This is a genomic window from Bradyrhizobium sp. USDA3010 (genome assembly GCF_056429065.1).
The window spans coordinates 190,683-216,190 of the sequence record NZ_JBWJZD010000006.1 but is presented as its reverse complement, the minus strand read 5'-3'; the positions used below and the strand labels follow the sequence as shown (position 1 = coordinate 216,190).

Sequence of the window (25,508 nt, the reverse complement as noted above, 5' to 3'; positions counted from 1 at the left end):
GAGATCCCTTGAGGTGAGCAGGATTGAGCGTAGGGGCAATCTGATCCAAGAATAGCGGCCATGACAAAAGGCCATTCATCACTTCAGGTGAACAGGATTCACCCATTGGATGCCCCGGATCCACGGGCCATCCCGCCGCTGCCGGCGCTGCTCGCCTTCGAGCGCGCGGCAACCCAGCTCAGCTTCCGCCGTGCCGCGCGCGACCTGTCGCTGAGCCCGTCGGCGATCAGCCATCAGATCCGCGGACTGGAGCAGCAGTTCGGCACCAAGCTGTTCATCCGCGGGGCGCGCTCGGTGCGGCTGACCGCGGACGGTGAACGTTACCTTGCAAAGGTGTCGGCCGCGCTGGCGACGCTGCAGGAGGCGAGCCGCGACATGCTGCGGCAACGCGGCGAGGCCAGCGGCGAGCTGTGGATCAGCTCATTGCCGTTCTTCACCAGCGCCGTGCTGCTGCCGGCGCTGCCGGAGTTCAAGCGGAGGCATCCGCAACTGACGCTGCGGATCGAGGCCACGCACCAATATGCCGACTTCAACGGCTCGCGCGTCGATGTCGCGATCCGCTACGGGCGGGAACATGCCGCCGGGCTGAAGGTCGAGCCGCTGGTCCAGGTCAGGGGATTGCCGGTCTGCACGCCGGCGATGGTCAAGGCGGGGCTTCGGAGCCCTGCGGACCTGTCCCGCGAGGTGCTGATTCATGTCACGACGCAACCGCGGGCGTGGCCGGCCTGGCTGAAGGAGGCCGGGCTGCCGCATCTCGCCCCGCGCGGGCATCTGTGGCTCGACAGCGTGCCGGCGATGCTGGAGGCTGCGGAACACGGGCTCGGCGTGGCACTCGCAATGGCACCCCTGATCAAGGCGCGGCCGGGCTTCGGCAAGCGGCTCGTGGCGCCGTTTGCGTTCGAGGCCGCGCATCACGAGACGATCTACCTGATCTCCCGCACCGAGCAGGCGCGGGACCGGCGGATCGCGGCGGTGCGGCGCTGGATCGCCGACGCGGTGGCGCGGGCGGGCTAGACCGCGGCGACTGCCGGCTCTGCGAGAACGCAGCGCGCCAGATGCCCGGGCGCGGTTTGCACGCTGGGCGGCAATTGTTCACTGCAGCGCGGCTCGGCGAACTTGCAGCGTGGCGCAAACGAGCAACTGGCCGGCGCGTGATCGAGCGAGGGCGGCGTGCCAGGAATGGTCTCGAGCCGCTGACCGCGCATCGCGCCGTGAATGGTCGAGGCCAGCAGGCCCTTCGCATAGGGATGAACCGGCGTGCGCACGATATCGCGCAAGGCGCCCTGCTCCACGATCTGGCCGGCATACATCACCGCGACCCGGTCGCAGATCTCGATGGCGACGCCGATGTCGTGGGTGACGAAGATGACGGACATCCCGAACTCGCGCTGCAGCTCGCGCAGCAGCAGCAGGATCTGGATCTGCACGGTGGCATCGAGCGCGGTGGTCGGCTCGTCCGCGAGCAGGATCTTCGGCTTGCAGGCCAGCGCCAGCGCGATCATCGCACGCTGGCGCATGCCGCCCGACATCTCATGCGGATAGGAATCGAGCCTTCGTTTCGCGGACGGGATCCGCACCACTTCGAGCATCTCGAGCGCGCGCGCCGTGGCGTCGTGCTCGCTCTTGCCCTCGTGGCGCATCACCGTCTCCGCGATCTGGCGGCCGATGGTGTAGACCGGATCGAGCGCCAGCGCCGGCTCCTGGAAGATCATCGAGACGGTCTGGCCGCGGAATGCGGACAGCGCCTCGTCATCCATCGCCAGCACGTCCCGGCCGAGCACATTGACGCTGCCGGTGATCTGCGTGCGCTTCTTCGGCAACAGCCGCATCAGCGCGCGCAGCGTCACGCTCTTGCCCGAGCCGGACTCGCCGAGCAGCCCCAACACCTCGCCCTCGCCGAGCTGTAGGCTGAGATCGTTCACGGCATGGACCGTGCGATCTCCGGTGAAGCGGATGTTGAGGTTGTTGATCTCGACGAGACTGGTCATGCGAGCTTGGGCACCCTGGCGTGGAAGTCGGTCGCGCGCTGGAAGGCGGCACCGATCCGGAGCAACACCGCTTCCTCGAAGGAGCGGCCGATCAGCTGCATGCCGACCGGCAGACCCGTTTTGGTGAAGCCCGAGGGGATCGAGAGCGACGGCAGGCCGAGATAGTTGACCGGCCGGGTGAACCGCGTCAGCCGCTGAATCACCGCTTCAGCGCCCGGGCCATTGCCGACGTCGCTCTCGGCGATCGTCGGCGCCGGCACCGGGGCCGACGGCGCGATCACCGCATCGACACCGCTGACCGCCGCGTTGTGCGCAGCGAGCGCGGGTCCGCGCCAGCGCATCGCCTCGAGATAGGTGACCGCGGGAATGGTGAGGCCGTTCTGCAGCCGCATCAGGACCTGTGCGCCGTAATCCTGCGGCCGTTCGATCATCCAGCGCTTGTGGTAGGCCGCGGCCTCGGCCGCGAGCACCAGTTGCGACGCCGCGCTGAGCTGGCGCTGATCGGGCAGCTCGACCTTGACGATCTCGGCGCCCTCCTTCTTCAGGGTGGCCACCGTCTCGTCGAGGATGCGCGCGACCTCGGGATCGAGGTCGTCGACATAGAACGCCGTCGGCACGCCGATCTTGAGACCCTTCAGCGACTGTCTTGTCGCGGCCAGATAATCGGGCACCGGCTGCGTCGACGCGCTCAGATCCTCAGGGTCGGCGCCGGCCATCAGGCCGAGCAGCAGCGCGCAATCCTCCGCGGTTTGCGCCAGCGGACCGACGGTATCGAGCGACTGCGACAGCGGCATCGCGCCTGCGCGGCTGACGCGGCCGACCGTCGTCTTGAGGCCGGTGACGCCGCAGAAATGCGCGGGCATGCGGACCGAGCCGCCGGTGTCGGAACCGAGCGCAGCAAAGGTGAGCCGCGCGGCGACCGCCGAGCCCGAGCCCGACGACGAGCCACCGGTGATGTGCTCGACGTTCCAGGGATTGCGCACCGCGCCGTAATGCACGTTGTGGCCGGTCGGCCCATAGGCGAACTCGACCATCTGCAGCGAGCCGAGCCGGACCTGCCCGGCATCCTTCAGACGCTGCAACGCGGTCGCGGTCGTCTTCGGCACGAAGTCACGGCGGATCAGCGAGCCGCAGGTCACGACCTTGCCGGCCTCGTAATACATGTCCTTGTGCGCCAGCGGCACGCCGTGCAGTGGGCCGCGGCTGTTGCCCTTGGCGAGCGCGGCATCGGCCTCGGTGGCGGCCGCAAGCGCCTGTTCGGATTCGATCGCCATATAGGCGTTGAGGCGCGGCTGCCATTCCGCAATGCGATGCAGCACGGCGCGCGTCACCTCATGCGAAGAGACTTTCTTGTCAGCAATCGCCTTGGCGACCGCGGTCAGCGTCATCAGGGCCGGTTCGGTGCTCATTTCGACACCTTCTGGGCCAGCAGGAAGCTCGCGGGTTCGAGATCGAACGGCAGCGTGCCGGAGATCGGCGCGAAGCCGTCGAATGCCGGCCCGATCGAGTTGGCGATGCGGGTGGCGACATCGTCATCGGCGGGCACGTCGGCGACGTGCGCGATCACCTTGACGTCTTTGGGAGTTGGTCTGGTCATGCCGCGTTTTCTCCTTGTGCTTTTGCCGGCGCGCGGCTGTGCCCCGAGCCAGCAATGGCCATGTAGCACGCCGCTTGATGGCCCATTGTATCGAGATCGCTGAGTTTTGGCGTGTCGTTTGCGCAGAGCGGCTCCGCAAACGGGCAACGGGTGTGAAACCGGCAGCCGGCCGGCGGATCGATCGGATTGGGCGGATCGCCCGAGATCGGCGGCACCTCGGTGCGCCTGTCGGGATCGGATGACGGCATCGCCGCCAGCAACGCGCGGGTATAGGGATGCGCTGGCGCCTCCCAGACCGAGTCGACTGGGCCGAGCTCGACGACCTCGCCGAGATACATCACCAGCACGCGATCGGAGATGTAGCGGACCACGTTGAGATCGTGGCTGATGAAAAGATAGGTCAGGCCGAACTCACGCTTCAGGTCAGCGAGCAGATTGAGCACCTGCGCCTCGACCGATTTGTCGAGCGCAGAAACCGCCTCGTCGAGGATCACGAGCCGCGGCGACAGCGCGAGCGCGCGGGCGATATTGACGCGCTGGCGCTGGCCGCCGGACACTTCGTGCGGATAGCGGTTGGCGAAAATCTCCGGCCGCAAGCCCACCTTGCCGAGCAGTTCGCGCGCCAGCGTCCGCGCCGTATCATCGGCCATGCCATGGACTTTTGGTCCGAAGGCGATCGATTCCTCGATGGTGAGGCGCGGGTTGAGCGAGGCGTAGCTGTCCTGGAACACCATCTGCACGCCGCGCCGCAAATCGCGCAGCGAGAGCGCCGGGCCGACCTGCCGGCCGTCAAAGATGATGTCGCCGGCATCGCGCGCCATCAGGTGCATCAACAGCCGCGCAGTGGTCGACTTGCCGCAGCCGGATTCACCGACGATGCCGACGGTCTCGCCCTTCATGACCGCGAAGCTGACGTCGTCGACGGCGCGCACGGTCTTGCGCGGGCTGAACAGCCCGCCGCGCACCGGGAAGTGCTTGGTCAGTCCCTTGACCTGCAGCAGCGGCTGCGCGGCGCCGCCGATATCGGCGACCGGCTCCAGCATATCGACGGAAAGTTTGGCTTCGCTCATGCCTTAGTTCCTGATGTCCATGGCGCTGCGCATGCCGTCGCTGAGCAGATTGAAGCAGATCGAGACCGCGAAGATCATCGCACCCGGCAGCGCCGCGACCCATGGATTGACATAGATCGCGGTGCGCAGCGTGTTCAGCATCAAGCCCCATTCCGGCTCCGGCGGCTTGGTGCCGAGCCCGAGGAAGGAGAGACCGGCGGCGAGGATCATCGACACCGAGATCAGGCCGGTGGCGTAGACGAAGATCGGGCCGAGCACATTGCCGAGCATGTGGACGCGCATGATGGTGAAGGGACCGGCACCGGACGCGCGCGCCGCCTCGACGAAATCCATGTTGCGCACGCCCGTGGTGACGCTTTCGGCGACACGGGTGATCTGCGGCACGAACACGATGGTCAGCGACACGATCGAATTGGTGATGCCGGCGCCGAGCGCACCCGAGATCGCGATCGCCAGCAGCACCGACGGGAAGGCGTAGAACACGTCGACGGTGCGCATGATCGCGGTGTTGAGCTTGCCGCCGACGTAACCGGCGACGAGGCCGAGCGAGGTGCCTATCATGAAGGCGAGGATCACCGGCAGGATGCCGATGACCAGCGACAGCCGTCCGCCATAGATCAGCCGCGCCAGCATGTCGCGGCCGAGCTCGTCGGTGCCGAGCGGATAGCCCGGCGTGCCGATGTGGCGGAGACGACGGATCATCGAGCCCTGATAGGGATCGGCGAGATGCAGCCATGGCGCCAGCAGCGCGGAGGCGAAGATCAGAGCCAGGATGATGGCGCAGGCCATGCTGACCTTGTCGCGCCTGATGCGGCGCCCAACGGTCGCCCAGTAGCCGCGCGCCTTGGTCACGGGCGCGGCCTGCAATGCAGTATCCGACATCGCACTCATGGGAAGACTCTTAGTTGGAGCATGATCTTCGCGGAAAACCGGTCTCCACTTTTCCGGATCATGCTCTAGCTCCGCTTGATGCGCGGATCGATCGCGGCCTGCGCGATATCGACCAGGAGGTTGAGCAGCACGAAGAACAGCGCCAGCACCAGGATCGTGCCCTGCAGCAGCGGCAGATCGCGCTGGAAGATCGCCGAGTTCAGCAACAGGCCCGAGCCGGGCCAGGAGAACACCGTCTCGATCAGGATCGAGCCGCCCAGCATGTAGCCGAGTTGCAGACCCATCACCGCAAGCGCGGTCGGGGCCGCGTTCTTGATGACGTGACGAAATACCCCGGTCTCGCGCAGGCCCTTGGCGCGCAGCGCCTCGACAAAATCCTGGCTCAGGATGTCGCCGGTCAGCGCGCGCACCGTGCGGGTGACGATGCCCATCGGGATCACCGAGGTGGTGATCGCCGGCAGCACCAGATAGCGCAGATGCTCCCAGTCCCACGCCCAGGCGCCGGAGCCGCCGGGCCCGGCGCCGACCGCGGGCAGCCAGTTGAGCTGCACCGAGAAGATGATGACCAGCACCATGCCGAGCCAGTAATGCGGCAGCGAGACGCCGGCGATGGCAACTGATGTCGCGACCTTGTCGACCCAGGTGTCGCGGAAGTAGCCGGCGATCAGCCCGAACAGCAGGCCGAGCGTGAAGCCGATCATCGCAGCCGCAATCGCCAGCATCACGGTGTTGCCGACCGCACGCATCACTTCCGACAGCACCGGCCGCCCGGTGGCGATCGAATTGCCGAGATCGCCATGGATCGCGCGCCACAGCCACAGGCCAAACTGCACCGGCAATGGGCGATCGAAGCCGTAAGCGCTGCGCAATTGCGCGGCGAGTTCCTGCGAGGCATCGGCCGGCAGCACCGCGACCAGCGGATCGCCTGGCGTGATGTGCACCAAGAGGAAGCACACCAGCGCAACGCTGAGCACGATCGGAATGACGTAGACGATCCGTCTGGACGTATAGGCGAGCACGTTGGGTTCTTTCTTCCTTCCCCCCTTGTGGGAGAAGGTGGCGCGCAGAGCGCGCCGGATGAGGGGTTCTAGCCGCGGATACAGTCATTTCATTTCAGCGAGGAGCGCCCGCGGAGACAACCCCTCACCCTGCTTCGCTCTCGCGAAGCCACCCTCTCCCACAAGGGGAGAGGGTATCTAAGAGCACCGCGCGTTATCTCACGGCACGACCGAGACCGGCGAGAAGTCGACGAACCAGCTCTTCGGCTGCACAAAGCCCTTGACCTTCGGGCTCATCGCGCGCGGCGCAACGTCGTGAGCGACGTACAGGAACGCCGCATCGTCGACCGAGGCGGCGTGCAGTTCGGCGAGCGCGGCGTCGCGCGCCGCCGGTTCGAAGGTCTGGCGGGCCTTCTTCACCAGCTCATCGAACTTCGGATTGTTGATGAAGCCCCAATTGTTCGAGACCGGCGGCGCCATGCCCGATTGCAGAAAGCGCACCAGCGCGAAGAACGGATCCATCGCCGCATAGGTGACGTTGGTCGCATTCGATCCGTTGGCCGACGGATCCTTGGCGCCGCGCCGCCAGTTGGTGAACAGCGTATTCCACTCGATGACGTCGAGCTGCACATCGAAGTAGCACTCGGCCAAAGCCTGTTGCAGATACTCGTTCATCGGAAGCGGCAGCATCTGGCCCGAACCCGACGCCGAGGTCTGGATCTTGACCGTCAGCTTCTTGTTCGGACCGAAGCCCGCCTCCTGCATCAGCTTCTGCGCGGCCGGCTTGTCGTACTTGATCTGGAAGGTCGGGTTGCCGCGCCAGGGATGGCCGGGCTCGAACGTGCCGCTGGCCGGTACCATCAGCCCCGCGAGCAGGCCGTCACGTAGCCCTTCGCGATCAACGCAGAGATTGGCGGCCTTGCGGACCCGGATGTCGTTCCACGGCGATCCTTCGACGCGGGAGAACTGCCACGGCCAGACATGCGGCTCCTCGTTGGAATAAAGATTGAAGCCACGCTGCTTGATTTCGGGCAGCGCGTCGGGCGCCGGCGCCTCGATCCAGTTCACCTGGCCCGACAGCAGCGCCGCAGTGCGCGCGTTGGCCTCGGGCATCGGCAACAGCACCATCTTGTCGGTCTTCGGCACGCGGGCCTTGTCCCAGTAATTCTCGTTCTTCACCAGCTCGAGCCGCTCGCGCGGGGTGAAGCTCGACATCTTCCACGGGCCGGTGCCCGAAGCGTCCTTGGCGAACGCCGCCCACGCGGCCTGCGACTTCGCCTTGGCGTCGGCACCTTCGGCCTTGTCGTAGAATTGCTGCCACTTGGCCGGGCTCGCCATGAACAGATTGGTGAGGTTGATCGGCAGGAAGCTGTCCGGCTCCTTGGTGGTCAGTTCCACCGTCATGTCGTCGATCTTGCGCGCCGAGACCAAGGTCGGCATGCGCGAGGCGGTGACGCCGACCTGGCTCGCATCGTATTGCGGCGCGTCCTGCTTCAGCACCTTGTCGACATTCCAGACCACGGCGTCGGCATTGAACGGTGAGCCGTCGTGAAAGCTGACGCCGGGACGCAGCTTGAAGACCCACTTGGTCTTGTCGGCATCGTCGACCTTCCACTCGGTCGCCAAGCCCGGGATCATCGCGCTCGCCTTGTCCGACGACGACAGGTCCCACATCGTGAGCGCGTCATACATCGTCAGGCCAGTAAAGCGGTTGCCCTCAAAACCCTGGTCGGGCTGCCCCAGCGTGCGCGGAATATCGGCAGCAGTCATGCCAATGCGCAGCACGGTCTCGGCGCTGGCGATCGCCGGCACACAATTGGCGATCGCAAGCGCCAGCATGATCGCCGTCGCATTGGTCTTCCTGTTACGCATCTGAGCAACCCCTTCGAAGTCTGGTGACGTTTTAGTGATTATTTCTTGGGCAAGCGTATGCAATGCCTGTGCCAAGGGGAATAGTTCTTCAGCAAATAACCGCTGGGCGCGTCATTTCTTCCCACCTCGCGCCTGAACCGTGCGAAGATGCCTATTCTGGCATCATGCTTGCAGGATTTGGCCCCGACTTCCCACCAACGGAGCCTTCATATGCGCGCGCGCAATTCGATCCTGACGGCGGCAATGGCGCTCGCCCTGACCGCGGGCTGGCCGGCTACCTCAGCGCGAGCAGAGTCCATTGTGCGCTACGGCATTTCGATGGCTGACATTCCGCTGACGACCGGCCAGCCCGATCGCGGCGCCGGCGCCTATCAGTTCACCGCCTACACGATCTACGATCCGCTGGTGGCCTGGGAGATGGACGTTGCCGACCGGCCGGGCAAACTGGTGCCCGGGCTTGCGACCGAATGGAAGGTCGATGACAACGACAAGACCAAGTGGCGCTTCACCTTGCGCAAGGGCGTCAAATTCCACGACGGCAGCGACTTCAACGCCGACGCGGTGATCTGGAATCTCGACAAGGTGCTGAACGACAAGGCACCGCAATTCGACAAGCGGCAAAGCGCGCAGGTCAAGACCCGGCTGCCCTCGGTCGCGAGCTACGCCAAGATCGACGACCAGACCATCGAGATCACGACCAAGACGGTCGACTCCTTCTTCCCCTACCAGATGCTCTGGTTCCTGGTCTCGAGCCCCGCGCAATATGAGAAGCTCGGCAGGGACTGGGACAAGTTCGCCAGCCAGCCCTCCGGCACCGGCCCGTTCAAGCTGACCAAGCTGGTGCCGCGCGAACTCGCCGAGCTGACCAAGAACCCGGACTATTGGGACAAGAAGCGGCTGGCGAAGGTCGACAAGATGATCCTGATCCCGATGCCGGAGGCGCTGACCCGCACCAACGCGCTGCTGGCCGGTCAGGTCGACCTGATCGAAACGCCGGCGCCCGACGCCGTGCCGCAGCTCAAGGCCGCCGGCATGAGAATCGTCGACAATGTGACGCCGCATGTCTGGAATTATCATTTGAGCGTGCTGCCGGGTTCGCCCTGGACCGATATCCGCCTGCGCAAGGCGCTCAACCTCGCGATCGACCGCGATGCGGTGGTTGGCCTGATGAACGGCCTGGCCAAGCCGGCCAAGGGCCAGGTCGACCCGTCGAGCCCGTGGTTCGGCAAGCCGAGCTTCGAACTGAAATACGACCTCGCGGCCGCCAAAAAGCTGGTGGAGGAAGCCGGCTATTCAAGGGACAAGCCGCTGAAGACCACCTTCATCATCGCCCAGGGCGGCACCGGGCAGATGCTGTCGCTGCCGATGAACGAATTCCTGCAGCAGAGCTTCAAGGAGATCGGCATCGATATCGACTTCAAGGTGGTCGAGCTCGAGACACTCTATTCGCACTGGCGCAAGGGCGCCGCCGACGAGATGAACGCCGGCATCACTGCCAACAACATCGCCTATGTCACCTCGGATCCGCTCTACGCCATCGTGCGTTTCTTCCATTCCGGCCAGGTGGCGCCGACGGGCGTCAACTGGGGCGGTTACAAGAATCCGAAGGTCGACGCGCTGATCGACGAGGCCAAACAGACCTTCGACAGCGCGAAACAGGATGCGCTGCTGGCGCAGGCGCACGCGCTGATCGTCGACGATGCCGCGCTGGTGTGGGTGGTGCACGACACCAATCCGCACGCGCTGTCGCCGAAGGTGAAGACCTTCGTGCAGGCGCAGCACTGGTTCCAGGATCTGACGCAGATCGGACTGGAGTAGGTCTCTGGTCGTCGCCGCGTAAACCTCTCCACCGTCGTCCCGGCGAAGGCCGGGACCCATAATCACGACCAGGCGTTGTTGGAAAGCCGTCTGGCCGCTTGCCCTTTGCGCCGGCCGCAGCGTATGGGTCCCGGCCTTCGCCGGGACGACACTGCGTTTGTGGCATCCATTTCGTCGTCAGCAGGGACAACGCCGGTTTTGCGTCGCCTATTTCGTCGTCAACGCAAAGGCGCCATCCCAATCGTCCGGCGGAGGCTCCTTCTGGAAGGCGCGGATGCGCGCCTCGTAGAGGCGGTAGAGATATTGCAGCGTCTGCGCCTCGTCGGTCTTGCGGCCACGCTCGATCGCGGCGAGCGCACCGTCCCAGTCACGGCTGCGGTAACAGGCGAGCATTTCGATGGTCAGGTTGCGCAGCCGCTGGAAGCGGCCGGAACCGGCCACGTCCTCGCGGCCGGCGATCGCATAGATCACCTCGGGCTCCTTCTTGCCCTTCACCATGATGAAGTCGAGTTCGAGGATCGCGAACTTCTCCTTCACCGCGAGCGCGGTCTTCGATCCCACGATGATCGGGAAGCCGTACTCCTTGGACTGCCCCTCCAGCCGCGAGGCCAGATTGACGCTGTCGCCGAACACCGAATAGTCGAAGCGCACATCGGACCCCATATTGCCGACCACGCAGGTGCCGGTGTTGAGACCGACCCCGATGTTGAGCGGCACATAGATGTGGCCGCCCTCCTTTGCCTCCCGCTCGCGCTCACGGTTGAGGTCGTCGACGCGTTCCAGCATGTCGAGCGCGGCGTCGCAGGCGTTGAGCTGGTGCTGCTTGTCGTCGAGCGGCGCGTTCCAGAACGCCATGATGGCGTCGCCCATGTATTTGTCGATGGTGCCCTTGCGAGCAAGGATCGCGTTGGAAAGCGGAGTGAGGAAACGGTTCATCAGCGCCGTGAGGCCCTGCGGATCGCTCTTGTAGGTTTCCGAGATCGTGGTGAAGCCGCGCATGTCCGAAAACATGATGGTCATCTCGCGCTCTTCGCCGCCGAGCACAAGCCGCTCCGGCGCCTGCGCCAACTGCTCGACCAGCGCGGGCGACATGTACTGCACGAATTGCGACCTGATCTGCCGGCGCTGCTGCTGTTCGCGCACGAAGGCGGAGAAGATCAGGGTGAGATAGATCGCCGTGGTCGACATCAGCGGATAGGTGAAGTCGATCAGGAGCCGGTGCTGGGAGTAGAAATACCAGGAGGTGCCGATCAGCACCGAGGCAAACAACCCGCCGACGACGACCAGCGTGATCGGGCCGAACTTCGGCGCGAAGGCGATGACCAGGAGCCCCATGATCAGCGCAGCGAAGAACTCGATGCCGATGCCGTAGTTCGGTTGCGAAACCACGTCGCCGGTCAGCGCGCTCTCCAGCACCTGAGCGTGAACCTCGACACCGGGCATCGCCGGCGTCACTGGCGTGGTCTTGATGTCGTTGAGCCCGACTGAGGAGGTGCCGATCAGGATCAGCTTGCCGGCGATCCGGTCCGGCGGGACCCGCCCATCCAGCACGTCGACGGCCGAGACGTAGATCGAAGGGTCACGCCGTGCGTAGTGGATCCAGAGCTGGCCATAGAGATCGGTCGGGATCGCAAAGCCCTTGATACCGAGGCTCTGGATGCCGGCCTTGTCGGCCTTGATCAGGATGGTGCCCGAGCCGCCCGCCACCCGCAGCATTTCGAAGGTCAGCGAAGGCATGGTGATGCCCTGCGCGACCATCATCATCGGCACCCGCCTGACGATGCCGTCGCGTTCCGGCCTGATCGTGAACAGGCCTCGTCCGGCCGCGGCCTCCTCGAGCACCGGCACGTTGCGCAACAATCCCGGAAACTGGAACATGAAGCTCTGCGGCTCCTCGCCGAGCATCGCAAGCCCGGTGACCGGCAGCTTTTCGTTGAGGTCGGCGCGCACGTTGGGGCCGCCGGACTCGCCGAGCACCACACGCGAGTTCTTGATGGCGTCGGCCAGGATGCTGTCGTTGCTCGGCAGCTGCCGCAGCCTGGCGCGCATCTCCTCATCAAGGCTGCTGAACGTATCGGCCGCGATATCGGGGTTGAGGCGGTCGGGCTCGGAGAACACCGCGTCGAACGCGATCACCACGGCGCCGAGCCGGGTGAGGTTGATGACGATGTCGGCAAGCCGCGTCCGCGGCCACGGCCATTGCCCGAGCCGGGGGTCAGCGAGGCTCTTCTCGTCGATATCGACGATGGTGACGGGCCGCGCGGTCTTCTGGCGGGGTTCGATCACCTGGAAGGTGTCGAACGTCCTGACGCGAAGCTCCTGAACCGGAGCCGGATCCGCGATCCGCAGCGCGGCAATGCCGATCAAAAGCGCCACGCAGGCCAGCCGCGCATAGCCGAAGCGCCGTCCGAACCACCTTCGTATCGCCTTCAGCCGTCTCATACCGTCTGGATATCACGCGCGGCGAGTTGTTCCAATCGAGCAGACGTTGCGCAATGCAGGATCCAGCCGGCTTTTTCAGGGGGTCGACGCCATCACGTATAATGAATGATGAAGTCGCTCTGCGACAAACTCGCCTTCACGACATTATGCAGCGTGATCGTGTCTGCACTGTCGATCGTAACCAGCGTATCCGCCGAATTCGTCGGCGACGTCGTCACATTCTGATCGAACCAGCTGCTGAAGGTGCTTGTCGAGACGACCGTGGACAGGTCGATCTGGTCCTGGCCCGGCGTGAAGTTCAGGATCGTGTCGTGGTTGAAGTTCGGCGCAAACACGAACTTGTCCTGATAGCCCGATCCGAAGAACACGTCCTTGTCGCTGGTGCCCGTCAGCGTCACCGGCTGGGGCGGATTTTGCTGGACGTTGAAGATCAGGTTGACCGTATCGCTCGCGCCATGGCCGTCGGTCACGGAGAGCGCGATCTTGTCGGTCGCCGGCGGGGTCTGGCCCGGGTCGTAGACAAGGCCCGGCGACCCGAGCGCGGTGTTGAGATCCGGGAGATGGCCGAGCAGCACCGGCGGCGCGACGCTGCTGCCCGAACCGGGGTTCGTCGCGGCCGCCAGGGTGAAGGTCTCGTTGGCGCCGGCATCGACATCGGTGACGGTCAGGCCGGAGATCGTTTCGGTCCCGTTGGGATTGTCGGTGATGCTGATGTTGTCGGTATGGATCACCGGCGCGTCGTTGGCGCCGACGACATCGACCGTCAGCGTCGCAGTCCCGGGCACGCCATGCGCATCGATCGTCTCGACGGTGAACGTGTCGGCATAGGTGCCCTTGGCCAGCGCGTTGATCGCGGCGGCGTCGGGAACATAGCTGTAGGTGCCGTCCGGGTTGACCGTGAGCGAGCCGTAGAGGCCCGCGATCGGCGAGTTGACCGCGACGTGGTCCGCATTGAGGGCGGCATAGGTCAGCGTCGCGGTCTCGCCGTCGTCGACGTCATGGCCGTGCAGCGCGCCGGTGAGCGGGCCGAACGTGTCGGTAGCAGCGGTATCGGTGAGCGTGCCGGCATTGACGTCGGCCAGCGTCGGCGCGTCGTTGGCGCCGTTGATCGTGATCGTCACGGGCTGGGTGATGACGCCGCCATGATGATCGTCGATCTGGATCGTGTAGGTCAGCGCCAGCGTCTCGCCGGCGGCGAGATAGTCGAAATTCTGGTCCGCGGCCGAGAAGGTCCAGGTCTGCGATCCGTTCACATGGCCGGTCGAATCCGTCAGCGTCCCCAGCGACAGCCAGTTCAGGATGGTGGACTGGTCCTCGGGCAGGCCCGCCGTCGCCCCGGATTCGGTCACGCCGGTGACGGACACGGTGTGAGTATCGCTGAGATCGACATCGGCAAATCCCACCACGCCCGATGCGACATCCGGCTTGGATGAACCCGTCGTGTCGGTCTGCTCGGGAATGGTGGCGGTCTGCGGCTCCGACGTGACGGTTGGCGCGTCATTGCTGCCGACGATCGTGATCGTGACCGGTTGGCTGATCACGCCGCCATGATGGTCGTCGATCTTAACCGTGTAGGTCAGCGTCAGCGTCTCGCCGGCGGCGAGATAGTCGAAATTCTGGTCCGCGGCCGAGAAGGTCCAGGCCTGCGATCCGTTCACATGGCCGGTCGAATCCGTCAGCGTCCCCAGCGACAACCAGTTCAGGACCGTGGACTTGTCCTCAGGCAGGCCGGTGGTCGTGCCGGATTCCGCGACACCGGTGATGGACACGGTATGGGTGTCGCTGAGATCGACGTCGGCAAACGCCACCACGCCTTGGGCCAAGTCCGGCTTGGTCGAGCCGGTCTCGCCGATCGCCTCGGGCACCGAGGTGGTCGACGGTTCCGACGTGAATGTCGGGGTGTCGTTGGTGCCGGTGATGGTGATCGTGACGGGCTGGGTGACGACGCCGCCATGGTGGTCGTCGACCTGGATCAGGTAGGTCAGCGTCAACTTCTCGCCGGCCGCCAGATAGTCGAAATTCTTGTCGGCGGCCGAGAACGTCCAGGCATTGGATCCGGCCACGCCGCCGGTCGTATCCTTCAGCGTGCCGAGCGAGAGCCAGCTCAGGATCGTCGCCTGATCGGGGAGCCCGGTGGTCACGCCCGCTTCGGTGACACTGGCCACGGTGATGCTGTGGGTGTCGCTGAGATCGGCATCGGTGAAGGTCACGGTTCCGGACGCGCTATCCGGATTCACCGAACCGGTCACGCCCTCGGCCTCGGTGATGGCGGCCGCCTGGGCCGGCGAGGTGATCACCGGCTTGTCGTCGGTGCCGACGATCGTGATCGTGATCGGGACCGTGACGACGCCACCATGATGGTCGTCGATCTGGACCGTGTAGATCAGCGTCAGCGTCTCGCCGGCGGCGAGATAATCGAAACTCTTGTCGGCAGCCGAGAACGTCCAGGAGCGCGATCCCGTCACGCCGTCGGTCGAATCGGTCAGTGTGCCCAGCGACAGCCAGCTCAGCATGGTGGCCTGGTTGGGAATTCCGCCCGTGAAGCCGGTCGCGGTGACGCCGGTGATGGCGACCGTATGCGCGTCCGTCAAATCCGCATCGGTAAACGTCACCGTGCCATGCGCCGTATCGGGCACGGCGGAATTCGTCGTCCACGGCAGTTCGGTGATCGAACCGACCTGTGCCGAGGACGTCACGACTGGCGTGTCGTTGGTGCCGGTGATCGTGATGGTGATGGTCTTGAACGCGGTCTCGTTGCTCAGCGCGTAGTTGTTATCGACGCGCACCATATAGGTGAGCGTCAGCGTTTCGCCGGCGGCGAGGAAATCGAACGCGCCGTCGGAAAGGCTGTAAGTCCAGGTCGCCGAGCCGATGTTGCTGTTCAGCGGATTGGGGTCGAGCAGCACCGGGACCTCGACGGCCGCGATGGCCGCCTGTTCCGCCGCCGTCAGCGACGAGGTGACGTCGTTGCCGCCGGCGTCGTGGTAGCTGAACGTGCTGAAGTTGATGGTTGCAGTCGGCTTGTCGCCGAGATTGACGTCCACCCAGGTGATCTGGCCGTTCACCGTGTCGGGCAGCGCGCTGTGGGTCAGCCCCGCCTGTTCGGTGATCGCCCCATTCTGGGTCACGACATGCGGCGGTCCGGCGATGTGGTCGGACTTGATGGGAGCGGGCTGCGATCCGGGATTGTTGGTCAACCCCAGCAGAAAGCTGATCGGCACGATGGCGTCGCCGGTCGCGAGTTTCAGGCCGATCGTGACCGGGACGACGCTGTCCGTGAAGTTCGTCGTGAGCTTGGTGTTGGGATTCGAATTGTCGGTGAACTTCAGCGCGAAGACATCGGAGATCAGCTTCTGCGCATCGGTCGACAGTTGCGCCGACGAGACGAAGCTGACGCTGCCCTGGCCGTTGACGATGGTCTGGGTGCCGGCCTGATCGACGGTCGCGATCGGATTGAGCGTCGTCTTGTCGAACAGGATGTAGGAGCCGGTGGTGCCGTCGGGCTCGACCAGCACCTGGAATTTGGCAGGCGGCACGCCACCCGCGCCCTGGACGTCGAAATCGATCTCGACCAGCACCGCGGTGCCGCGGATGCCCATGGTCGCGACCGGCGTATCGACCTTCATGTCGCCATGCTTGGCGGTCGCGCCGGCAACGAACGAGATCGTGCCCGAGACGAGGCTCATCAGCGACGAATTGCTCGACCCGTTCGGGTCGTAGATCATCTCGTTCAGCACCATCTTGGCATTCGGTCCGAGACCGAACACGGTGCCGTCGATGAAGGTGATGCCGAGCGTCGAGTCGCCGCCGGACTGCACCACGTCACCCTTGTTGACGTTGTCGCCCTGATTCAGAACGATCGCGACACCATTGCGGATCGCGGTGGCGTTGCCCGCCAGCTTGGTGACGTGGCCGATGACCTTCGCCGGCTCCACCGCGCCGCCGGCCTGGGCATATTGCGTGTAGCCGGTGAGCGCGTTGACGAGGTCGCCGGTGAGATGCGCGCCTTCAGGCGACGCCAGGGCCGCGTGTTTCCCGCCCTTGAAGTAGTCGTGCAGGACGAGTTCCCGGTCGTCCTTCGAGATGACGAGATCGAGCCCGGTCCGCTTGAAGTCGCCGGTGAACAGCAATTGCCCATCGTCGACCGTGATCGCGCCGGGCGGAGCGTGCGTGGAAACGCTGTCGACATGCACCGATCCACGGGCATAAGCGTCCGCGTTCGGCAAATGGCCGTCGAATTTCTCGACAAAGTTCACTGCGGATCACCGCACGAAGGTTAATATTGGTAGAATACCCGAATGATTACGCCTGCATATCATCGGATAAAGCTTGGCGAAACCATCCTGTGCTTTCGCAAGGTGCTCTGATTGCGCGGTTTGAGCGGGTGTGACTTGGCTCACTCTCTCATGAGTCGTGTAGTCCGGACTTACCTGACGGTACCATGAGATGGGATTCAAGCCAAGATGGGTACTGAGCCACGTATTCGTGGTATTGACTGGCATTTCTCTACTTGCCTTTATTTCCCCGCAGCCCCGAGAGGGCATCTGACCCCATTTTTCCGGTTAAAGCTGTGACCTGGCTTACAAATCGCAGCTATCCCGTGCGCGGACCGGCCGGGCTAACCAGAGGGCAACGATGAGGCGTTTTGCGGTGGAAAAAGGTTCGCCGGTTCGTTTCACAAACCGGTAAAGTTTTCGGGACCCGGAGCACAGGCCCTTTAGCCTCCTGTCCGGTTTCCCCACATCTTAAGTCGATTCGAAGGGATCGTTGGCCATGCTGCCGGTATGAAACGATCCGGTCGCGTGCGCGGTGCAGTATCCACCCGTCGATGAGCGGACAGGGGGTGTCACATGGGTAACTCGCTTCGCTCGTTTGCGCTGCGCGCCGTCATGCTGGGCTTCGGCCTGGCCTTGGCCGCGCCGATTGCCGAGCTCAAGGCCGCCTCGGTGCTCTCGCCCGGCCCGGCGACACTGCTCAGAAAGTCGACCGAGCCGTTCGGCCTGTCGACCAGCCTGCTTGCCGGCGGCGGCCTGCGCGACAAATGGCTCGGCGTGCAGCGCCAGCTTGCCGACGAATTGGTGCAGCTCGCAGCCTGCGAAAGCGATCGCGCGGGGTGTGCGTCGCCGGAGGCGTTGCGATTCCTGGCGATCGTCGATGCCGGACGCGCGCGCACCGGTCGCGCCCGTCTCGGCGAGATCAACCGCGCGATCAATCTGGCGATCCGCCCCGGCAGCGATCTTGCGACTTATGGCGAGCCCGACGTCTGGGCCACGCCGCTCGCCACGTTTGCTCGAGGAAGCGGCGATTGCGAGGACTATGCGATCGCGAAATTCGTGGCGCTCGGCAAGGCCGGCGTCGCGCCGGGAGATTTGCGCATCGTCGTGATGCATGACCTGCTCGGTGGCGAGGACCATGCCGTGGTCGCGGCGCGGCTCGACGGCCACTGGCTCACGCTCGACAACCGCCGCATGGCGATGATCGAGGACGCCGACATCAGGAGTTTTCGGCCGACCTTCGTGATCGACCAGAACGGCGTCAGCCGTTATGTCGATGCACCGCTCGTCACCGAGGCCGCGTGGCGGCGGTGAATTGAGCACGACAATCAAGTTACCTTTGCGTCATTGCGAGCGAAGCGAAGCAATCCATCGCTCCACGGAGGGATGGATTGCTTCGTCGCTCTGCTCCTCGCAATGACGGAGTTGTGGACCGCCTCTCAGAACATCAAATTATCCTTCACCAGCACCCAGCGGCCGCCCTTGACCTGCTGCACCTGGGTGATGGTGTTGGCGAGATGATCGGTCTTGGAGAACTTGGTCGGCGGCGAGCTGAAGATGTCGAGGAACTTGTCGCCTGACTCCAGCGCGTCGAGCATCTTCTGGCCGGTGAGATCCTTGCCCGCCTTCTGCGCGTAGAAGGCGAAGGTCATCACCGCGTTGTAGCCGATGATCGCCTGCGTGTTGGCCTCGCTGTTGAACATCTTCTTGTAGTTGACCAGCCAGTCCTTCACCTTGCCCTTGGCGGTGTCCTCGTAGGGAATCTCGAAGCCCGACGCGGCGTAGAGGCCCTCGACCGCTTCCTTGCCGAGCGCCGGCACTTCGAGCACGTTGGTCGGCGTGGCGCCGAGGAAGGTGACGTCCCAGCCGAGCTTCTTCGCCTCGTTCATCGCGCCGATGGTCTCGCGGATCACGGTGCCGAGCACGACGAGATCGCAGCCGTCGGATTTCATCTTGGCGACCTGCGCCGAGAAGTCGGAGGCGCCGCGCTTGTAGCTCGTGACCGAGGCGGGCTGCACCTTCATCGCGCCGAGCTGCTGGGTGAAGCCGTCGAGCACGTTCTTACCGTACTCGTCGTCCTGGTGCATGATGCAGGGCTTCTTGAAGTTCTTCCACTCCATCATGTATTTGATCGCGGCGCGCGTGCTCTCGACATAGGGCAGCAGGTTGTTGAACTTCAGCCGCTCCTGCGGCTTGGCGGGATCGAACTTGAAGGTGAATTCGGCGGCGGTCAGCGGGAACAGCTGCAGCACGCCGGCGTCGAACAGGATGTCCTGCGCGGCGAGCACGGTCGGCGAGCCCATCGGGCCGATCATCGCGAACACCTTGTCGCGCTCGACCATCTTCTGCGAGGCCAGCACGGCCTTCTTCGGGTCGTAGCCATTGTCCTCCAGGATCATCTTGATCTTGCGGCCGTTGATGCCGCCGCTGGCGTTGATTTCCTCAACCGCCATCTTCATGCCGTTGGACACCGGGACGCCCCAGACCTTGATCGGGCCGGACAAATCCTGATGCGTTCCGATCACGATCTCGGTCGGCGAGATGCCTTCATTGGTGACCTTGGTCTGGGCTGCGGCCGGCAGGCAGGTCAGCGCCAGCGCGCTCACCGCAAGGCCCAGCGCCTTCAGCGATTTCGACATTGCAGTCTCCTCCTTACATGGCCCATGTTGAGCGAAGGGTCGGGCCTGCTCGCTCCCTCGCCAATTCCTCGTCGTCGCCTCTCTCCTTGAGCATGATCTATTCGGAAAACCGCTTCACACTTTTCCGGATCATGCTCTACGCAACCGCCCGCGCGCCATACATGGCGTCGATCTCGGCCGCATAGCGCTTGTTCACGAAGCTGCGCTTCAGCTTCATGGTCGGCGTCAGCTCCTCGTCCTCGGGCGTGAGCTGGCGCTCGATCAGGTAGAATCTCTTGATGGTCTCGACGCGCGCGAACTTGGCGTTGACCGCCTCGACCTCGCGCTGGATCAGGTCCTGGATCTCGCGGGCACGGCACAGGCTCGCGTAGTTGGTGAAGGGGATATCCTGGTCCTGGGCGTATTTCTCGACATTCTCCTGATCGATCATGATCAGGCAGGTGAGGTACGGCCGCTTGTCGCCGATCACGACCGCATCGGAGACGTAGGGCGAGAATTTGAGCTGGTTCTCGATCTCCGACGGCGTGATGTTCTTGCCGCCGGAGGTGATGATGATGTCCTTCATCCGGTCCGTGATCTTCACATAGCCCTCATTGTCGATCGCACCGACATCGCCGGTGTGCAGCCAGCCCTTCGCGTCGATCGTCTCGGCGGTCTTCTCCGGCTGGTTGAGATAGCCCATGAACAGGAAGTCGCCCTTGATCAGGATCTCGCCCTTCGGACAGATCATCACCTCGCCCCAGGGCGCGGCCTTGCCGACCGAGCCGAGCTTGATGCGGTCTGCCGGCATCATGGTCGCGACGCCGCAATTCTCGGTCTGGCCGTAGACCTCGCGCATGTCGATGCCGAGCGCGAGATACCAGCGGATCAGATCCGGCGAGATCGGCGCCGCGCCGGTCAATGCGATCCGGCAGCGGTCGAGCCCGAGCATGCGGCGGATGTTGCGGAACACCAGCCAGTAGGCCGCGCGGTTGGCGAGCCGCAGCGACAGCGGCGGCGTCTCGCCCTCCAGCCGGCACTCGGTCATCCGGTTGCCGATCGCAAGCGCCCGGGCGTACATCCAGTTCTGGAACGGGGTCGCGTCCTTCAGCGCGATGGTGATCCCGGAATAGAACTTCTCCCAGATCCTGGGCACCGCGAGGAATGCAGTCGGCTGCACCTCGCGCAGATTGTCCGGCACCGTCTCCGGGCTCTCGGCAAAATTCATCACCGAGCCCAGCGCGAGCGAGATGTAGTAGCCGCCGACCCGCTCGGCGACATGGCAGAGCGGCAGGAACACCAGCCGCTCCTCGCTGTCGGTCGAGGGATAGAGATCGTTGGCGTGGCGCATCTGGTGCGTGACGCTGCGGTTGGAGTGCATCGCGCCCTTGGGCGGGCCTGTGGTGCCCGACGTATAGACCAGGATCGCGAGATCGGAGGCGGTGCGGCTGCCGGTCATTTCATCCCACAGAGCGTCGTTGCCCTGCGCATGATTGCGGCCGAGCGCCGTGAATTCGGCGAGCGACAGCACCATCGGATCGGAGAAGCCGGAGAGGCCCTCCATGTCGAACACCACGATCTTTTCCAGCGTCGGACAGCGCGACCGGCAGGTCAGCACCTTGTCGAGCTGCTCCTCGTCCTCGACGAAGATGACCCGCGTGCGGGAATCATTGACGAGGTATTCGACCTGCGCCGCCGAATCGGTCGGATAGATGCCGGAGGACACGCCGCCGGCGCACAGGATGCCCATGTCGGCATAGACCCATTCCGGCACCGCGTTGGCGATGATCGAGGCGACGTTGCCGGGGCGGAAGCCGGTCGCATGCAGGCCGAAGGCGATGTCCCTGGAGATCTGCAGCCATTCGCGCCAGCTGGTCGGCTGCCAGATGCCGAACTTCTTCTCGCGGATTGCGGGCCTGTCGCCACGCGTTCGCACCGCGAGCAGAAAGCTCCTCGCGATCGTGTCGGCAACCGTCAGCACCGCTGGTCCTGCCATGCGCGCTCCCTCCTCTGCCGCTTGCCTCACCCGCCGGCTGGAATGCCGGTCTTGTTCGCGAAGCAGGCCCGAAATCTAGCTCCAACTCGCTCTCAGCGCCAAACCTTCCTCGGCCAACTTTAGTCGACGCCAACCTTTTTCGGCGCCGACTTCAACGCCGAGCCCTCAACGCCGAGCCCTCAACGCCAGGTCTTCTTCTTCTTCCAGCGCCGCTCGCCCCGCGCGCCCGCTTCCTTGGCGCCGAGGTAGAATTCCTGGATATCGGGCGAATTCAACAGCCGCTCGCAGGTGTCGTTCATGACGACGCGGCCGATCTCCAGCACATAGCCGTAATGCGCCGTCTCCAGCGCGATCTTGGCATTCTGCTCGACCAGCAGGATCGACATGCCCTGCTCCTCATTGACGCGGCGGATGATGGTGAAGATCTCCTTCACCAGGATCGGCGACAGCCCGAGCGACGGCTCGTCCAGCAGCAGCAAGGTCGGCCGGTTCATCAGCGCCCGCCCGATCGCAAGCATCTGCTGCTCGCCGCCCGAAAGCTGTCCGGCCGGCTGGCCGAGCCGCTCCTTCAGCCGTGGAAAATAGCCATAGACGCGTTCGAGGTCCTGCGCCACACCGTCGCGGTCCTTGCGCAGATAGGCGCCCATCATCAGGTTCTCGCGCACCGACAGGAATGGAAACACCTCGCGTCCTTCCGGCACATGGCTGAGGCCCAGCCGCACGATCCGGTCGGCCTCCATGCGCTGGATCGGCTTGCCCAGGAATTCGATCGAGCCTTTCTGCGGATCGAGGATGCCGGAGATCGTCTTCAAGACCGTGGTCTTGCCGGCGCCGTTGGCGCCGAGCAGCGTCACGATCCGGCCGCGCGGCACCTCGAGGCTGATGCCGCGGATCGCCATGATCGGCCCGTAATAGCTCTCGATGTTGGAAAGTTTCAGGATGATGTCTGCTGCGCTCATGGCATCATCCTCATGTGCCGAGATACGCTGCGACGACGTCGGGATGGTGCTGCACCTCGGACGGCGAGCCCATCGCCAGCACGCGGCCGTAGTTCAGCGCAATGACGCGGTCGGAGACTCGGTTGACCAGCGTCATGTCGTGCTCGACCATCAGCACGGTGATGCCGAGCTCGCTCTTCATGTCGCGGATCCAGAACGACATGTCGTCGGTCTCCTCGACGTTGAGGCCGGATGACGGCTCGTCGAGCAGGATCAGCTTCGGCTCCGAGCACAACGCGCGCGCCAATTCGATCACCTTGCGCACGCCGTAGGGCAACCCCGAAATCAGCTTGTCGCGGTACGGCTCGAGATCGAGGAATTCGATCACCTGCTCGACCCGGCGGCGATGCGCCTTCTCGCCGGCCCGGACGCTCGGCAGGAACAACAGCTCCTGCCAGAGCTGGGTGGTGGAATGGCGATGGCGGCCGACCAGGAGGTTGCTCAGCACGGTCGCATTCTCGAACAGTTCGATGTTCTGGAAGGTGCGCGCGATGCCGAGCCTGGCGATGTCGTAGGCCGGCTCCTGGGTGATGTCCTGATCCTCGAAAAAGATCTTGCCCGAGGTCGGCGGATAGATCCGCGAGATCAGGTTGAAGATCGAGCTTTTGCCGGCGCCGTTGGGCCCGATGATCGAGAGGATCTCGCCCTTCTCGACCGCGAAGCTGACGGCATCGACCGCCTTGAGGCCGCCGAAATGCAGGGACAGGTTCTCGGCGCGGAAATAGCTCATCGGTTCCGCTCCGATTTCACGTAGATCTTCTGCCGCTTGAAGGTCGCGCGCTTGTACAGCGGGAACAGCTGGAAGAAGAGCTTGATCTTGAGCCAGCGGCCATAGAGCCCGAGCGGCTCGAACAACACGAACACCACGATGATGATGCCGTAGATCGCGCCCTTCAGCCCGTTGGCGGAGGCAAACGCCGCAACCGCATCCTGGATGTGGCCCGCGCGTTCCGTGCCGGCGCCGAACGTGGCAGCGACGCCGCTGATCACGCCGGGCATATCATCCTTCAGGTAGGTCAGGAACGGATCGATCATGACCAGGAAGATCGCGCCGAGCACCGCGCCGTGCAGGCTGAAGGTGCCGCCGATCAGGATCACGATGATGAACTCGATGGAGAGCTGCAAAGTGAACATCTCGGGCGAGATGAAGGACAGCTTGTGGGCGAACAGCACACCGGCAAAGCCGGTGATCGCCGCCGAGATCGCGAACGACTTCACCTTGTAGAGCGCGACATTGATGCCCATGCTGCGCGCCGCGGTCTCGCTGTCGCGGATCGCGACAAAGGCGCGCCCGGTCGGCGAGCGCAGCAGATTGAGCGTGCCGACGATGGTCAGCACCAGCACCGCGAGACAGAGATAATAGAAGGTCGGGCCGTCGCGCGACACCGTAGTGCCGAGCAGCTGAATGGTCTTGACCCGCATGCCCTCATTGCCGTGGGTCACGCTTTCCCAGCGCGCCAGGATTTCCTCGACGATGAAGGCAAACGAGATCGTGGCGATCACCAGATAGATGCCCTGCAGCCGCAGCGCCGGAAATCCGACCAGCGCGCCGACCACGCCGGTCAACAGTCCCGCGGCGAGGAAATAGACCGGAAACGGCACGTTGAATTGCTGCAGATAGGCCGCGGTGTAGGCACCGATCGCCAGAAACGCGGCATGGCCGAGCGAGGCCTGTCCGGTGAAGCCAGTCAGGATCAACAGCCCGACGCCGACGGTCGCATAGATACAGACGAAGACGACCTGGCTCATCAGATAGCTTGAGAGCACGTAGGGCGCGATCAGCAGCACCGCGAGCAGCAGGCCGTAGGAATAGATATAGCCGGAATGCGGGAACAGCCTGATGTCGTCTTCATAGTCGGTCTTGAAGAGAAACCGCATGCGTTACCCCTCAAACCTTCTTGCGGACGTGAAGGCCGAACAGGCCCTCGGGCTTGAGCAGCAGCACTGCGAGCAGAACGATGTAGGGCGCGACGTCCTTCCAGCCCTGCGGCAGATAGAAGCCGGCCATGCTCTCGATCACGCCGATCAGGACGCCGCCGACCACGGCACCCGGGATCGAGCCGAAACCGCCGAGCACGGCGGCCGGAAACGCCTTCAGCCCCAGCACCAGGCCGACATTGGAATGGATGAAGGTGATCGGTGCCAGCAGCACGCCGGCGCAGGTCGCCACCGCCGCCGAGATCGCCCAGACGATCGAGACCACGCGCTTGACCGGGATGCCCATGTAATAGGCAGCCAGCATGTTCTCGGAGCTGGCGCGCATCGCGGTACCGAGCATGGTGCGGTTGAAGAACAGATAGAGCAGCGCACACAGGATGATGGTCGCCGCGATCACTGACAATTTGTCATAGGCGAGCACCAGGCTGCCGATCCTCAAGACGCCCTGGCTGAACGGCGTCTCGATCTTGAAGTCATCGGTGCCCCAGATCATGCCGGAGACCGAGCGCAGGAAATAGCCGAGCCCGATCGTCGCCATGATGATGGAGAACTGCGGATAGCCGAGGATCGGCCGCACCACCAGCCGCTCGGCCAGCATACCGAACAGCGCCATGCAGATCACCGCGCCGGCGAAGCCGACCCAGTAATTCAGTCCGAGCATGCCGATGAAGGTGAAGGCGAAAAAGCCGCCCAGCATCATCAAATCGCCTTGCGCGAAATTGACGACCTCGGTTGCCTTGTAGACCAGCACGAAGCCGAGCGCGATCAGGCCGTAAACGCAGCCGAGCGCGATGCCGCTGACGAGCTGCTGAACAAAGTCCAGCATCGTTCCCTCCCCGATGCCCGGCGATTCTTCCCGATCGCTCGTTGCATCCCGCCTTCGCGCCCTTGTGTCGGAAGCGCTGAAAGCTGCCTATGTCCGCCCCGATTGAGCCAAAAGGGCCGATCCCTGTCAACAAACCGCTGATCCGGCTGTATCATCACATTTGCGGAGATATGCCGCAGCAC

General features: G+C 64.2%; 18 protein-coding genes. 3 read left to right on the top strand and 15 right to left on the bottom strand.

Annotated features, from left to right (window positions below):
• Positions 1 to 105 precede the first annotated feature (105 nt).
• Positions 106 to 1,014 carry a LysR substrate-binding domain-containing protein gene (locus tag AC066Y_RS12640; protein ID WP_478274149.1) on the top strand — a complete coding sequence of 303 codons (909 nt, stop codon included), beginning with the start codon at positions 106 to 108 and terminating at the stop codon, positions 1,012 to 1,014.
• Here AC066Y_RS12640 and AC066Y_RS12635 read toward each other — a convergent pair.
• From AC066Y_RS12635 to AC066Y_RS12605, 7 genes are all read right to left on the bottom strand, one after another.
• Positions 1,011 to 1,988, bottom strand: coding sequence for an ABC transporter ATP-binding protein (locus AC066Y_RS12635; RefSeq protein WP_478274148.1), 978 nt, complete (start codon positions 1,986 to 1,988; stop codon positions 1,011 to 1,013). The two genes, AC066Y_RS12640 and AC066Y_RS12635, sit on opposite strands and share 4 nt — an antisense overlap.
• Positions 1,985 to 3,397: an amidase gene (locus AC066Y_RS12630; protein ID WP_478274147.1), complete on the bottom strand. Its 1,413-nt coding sequence runs from the start codon at positions 3,395 to 3,397 to the stop codon at positions 1,985 to 1,987. Before AC066Y_RS12630 ends, AC066Y_RS12635 begins: the two co-directional genes overlap by 4 nt.
• On the bottom strand, positions 3,394 to 3,585 hold the full coding sequence (locus AC066Y_RS12625) for a hypothetical protein (RefSeq protein ID WP_092119665.1): 192 nt from the start codon (positions 3,583 to 3,585) through the stop codon (positions 3,394 to 3,396). Before AC066Y_RS12625 ends, AC066Y_RS12630 begins: the two co-directional genes overlap by 4 nt.
• Positions 3,582 to 4,655, bottom strand: a complete 1,074-nt coding sequence (locus AC066Y_RS12620; protein ID WP_478274146.1) for an ABC transporter ATP-binding protein — start codon at positions 4,653 to 4,655, stop codon at positions 3,582 to 3,584. The genes AC066Y_RS12625 and AC066Y_RS12620 overlap by 4 nt, the downstream gene beginning before the upstream one ends.
• Positions 4,656 to 4,658: 3 nt before the next feature.
• Positions 4,659 to 5,537, bottom strand: a complete 879-nt coding sequence (locus tag AC066Y_RS12615; protein ID WP_478274237.1) for an ABC transporter permease — start codon at positions 5,535 to 5,537, stop codon at positions 4,659 to 4,661.
• A 74-nt stretch (positions 5,538 to 5,611) separates the two neighbouring features.
• Entirely contained in the window at positions 5,612 to 6,565 is a 954-nt protein-coding gene (locus tag AC066Y_RS12610) for an ABC transporter permease (RefSeq protein ID WP_176528672.1), read from the bottom strand.
• 198 nt (positions 6,566 to 6,763) lie between these two features.
• The gene (locus AC066Y_RS12605; protein WP_478274145.1) at positions 6,764 to 8,416 is read right to left on the bottom strand and encodes an ABC transporter substrate-binding protein; all 1,653 of its coding nucleotides are present in this window, start codon (positions 8,414 to 8,416) and stop codon (positions 6,764 to 6,766) included.
• A 210-nt stretch (positions 8,417 to 8,626) separates the two neighbouring features.
• Between AC066Y_RS12605 and AC066Y_RS12600 the strand changes: the two genes are divergently transcribed.
• On the top strand, positions 8,627 to 10,234 hold the full coding sequence (locus AC066Y_RS12600; protein ID WP_478274144.1) for an ABC transporter substrate-binding protein: 1,608 nt from the start codon (positions 8,627 to 8,629) through the stop codon (positions 10,232 to 10,234).
• Between the two features lie 207 nt (positions 10,235 to 10,441).
• Here AC066Y_RS12600 and AC066Y_RS12595 read toward each other — a convergent pair whose 3' ends face one another.
• On the bottom strand, positions 10,442 to 12,676 hold the full coding sequence (locus AC066Y_RS12595; RefSeq protein ID WP_478274143.1) for a CHASE2 domain-containing protein: 2,235 nt from the start codon (positions 12,674 to 12,676) through the stop codon (positions 10,442 to 10,444).
• Positions 12,677 to 12,768: 92 nt separating this feature from the next.
• Entirely contained in the window at positions 12,769 to 16,932 is a 4,164-nt protein-coding gene (locus AC066Y_RS12590; protein ID WP_478274142.1) for a VCBS domain-containing protein, read from the bottom strand.
• Positions 16,933 to 17,526: 594 nt separating this feature from the next.
• On the opposite strand from AC066Y_RS12590, the gene AC066Y_RS12585 reads away from it, so the two are divergent.
• Complete coding sequence (locus AC066Y_RS12585; RefSeq protein WP_478274141.1) at positions 17,527 to 18,264, top strand: transglutaminase-like cysteine peptidase; 738 nt, start codon at positions 17,527 to 17,529, stop codon at positions 18,262 to 18,264.
• A 125-nt stretch (positions 18,265 to 18,389) separates the two neighbouring features.
• On the opposite strand, the gene AC066Y_RS12580 is transcribed toward AC066Y_RS12585, so the two are convergent.
• From AC066Y_RS12580 to AC066Y_RS12555, 6 genes are all read right to left on the bottom strand, one after another.
• On the bottom strand, positions 18,390 to 19,589 hold the full coding sequence (locus AC066Y_RS12580; RefSeq protein ID WP_092119682.1) for an ABC transporter substrate-binding protein: 1,200 nt from the start codon (positions 19,587 to 19,589) through the stop codon (positions 18,390 to 18,392).
• Between the two features lie 136 nt (positions 19,590 to 19,725).
• The gene (locus tag AC066Y_RS12575; protein ID WP_478274140.1) at positions 19,726 to 21,564 is read right to left on the bottom strand and encodes an AMP-dependent synthetase/ligase; all 1,839 of its coding nucleotides are present in this window, start codon (positions 21,562 to 21,564) and stop codon (positions 19,726 to 19,728) included.
• Positions 21,565 to 21,743: 179 nt separating this feature from the next.
• On the bottom strand, positions 21,744 to 22,523 hold the full coding sequence (locus AC066Y_RS12570; protein ID WP_173640269.1) for an ABC transporter ATP-binding protein: 780 nt from the start codon (positions 22,521 to 22,523) through the stop codon (positions 21,744 to 21,746).
• A gap of 10 nt (positions 22,524 to 22,533) precedes the next feature.
• Entirely contained in the window at positions 22,534 to 23,292 is a 759-nt protein-coding gene (locus AC066Y_RS12565) for an ABC transporter ATP-binding protein (RefSeq protein WP_478274139.1), read from the bottom strand.
• Positions 23,289 to 24,440, bottom strand: a complete 1,152-nt coding sequence (locus AC066Y_RS12560; RefSeq protein WP_478274138.1) for a branched-chain amino acid ABC transporter permease — start codon at positions 24,438 to 24,440, stop codon at positions 23,289 to 23,291. Before AC066Y_RS12560 ends, AC066Y_RS12565 begins: the two co-directional genes overlap by 4 nt.
• A 10-nt stretch (positions 24,441 to 24,450) precedes the next feature.
• Entirely contained in the window at positions 24,451 to 25,326 is an 876-nt protein-coding gene (locus tag AC066Y_RS12555) for a branched-chain amino acid ABC transporter permease (RefSeq protein ID WP_478274137.1), read from the bottom strand.
• Positions 25,327 to 25,508 lie beyond the last annotated feature (182 nt).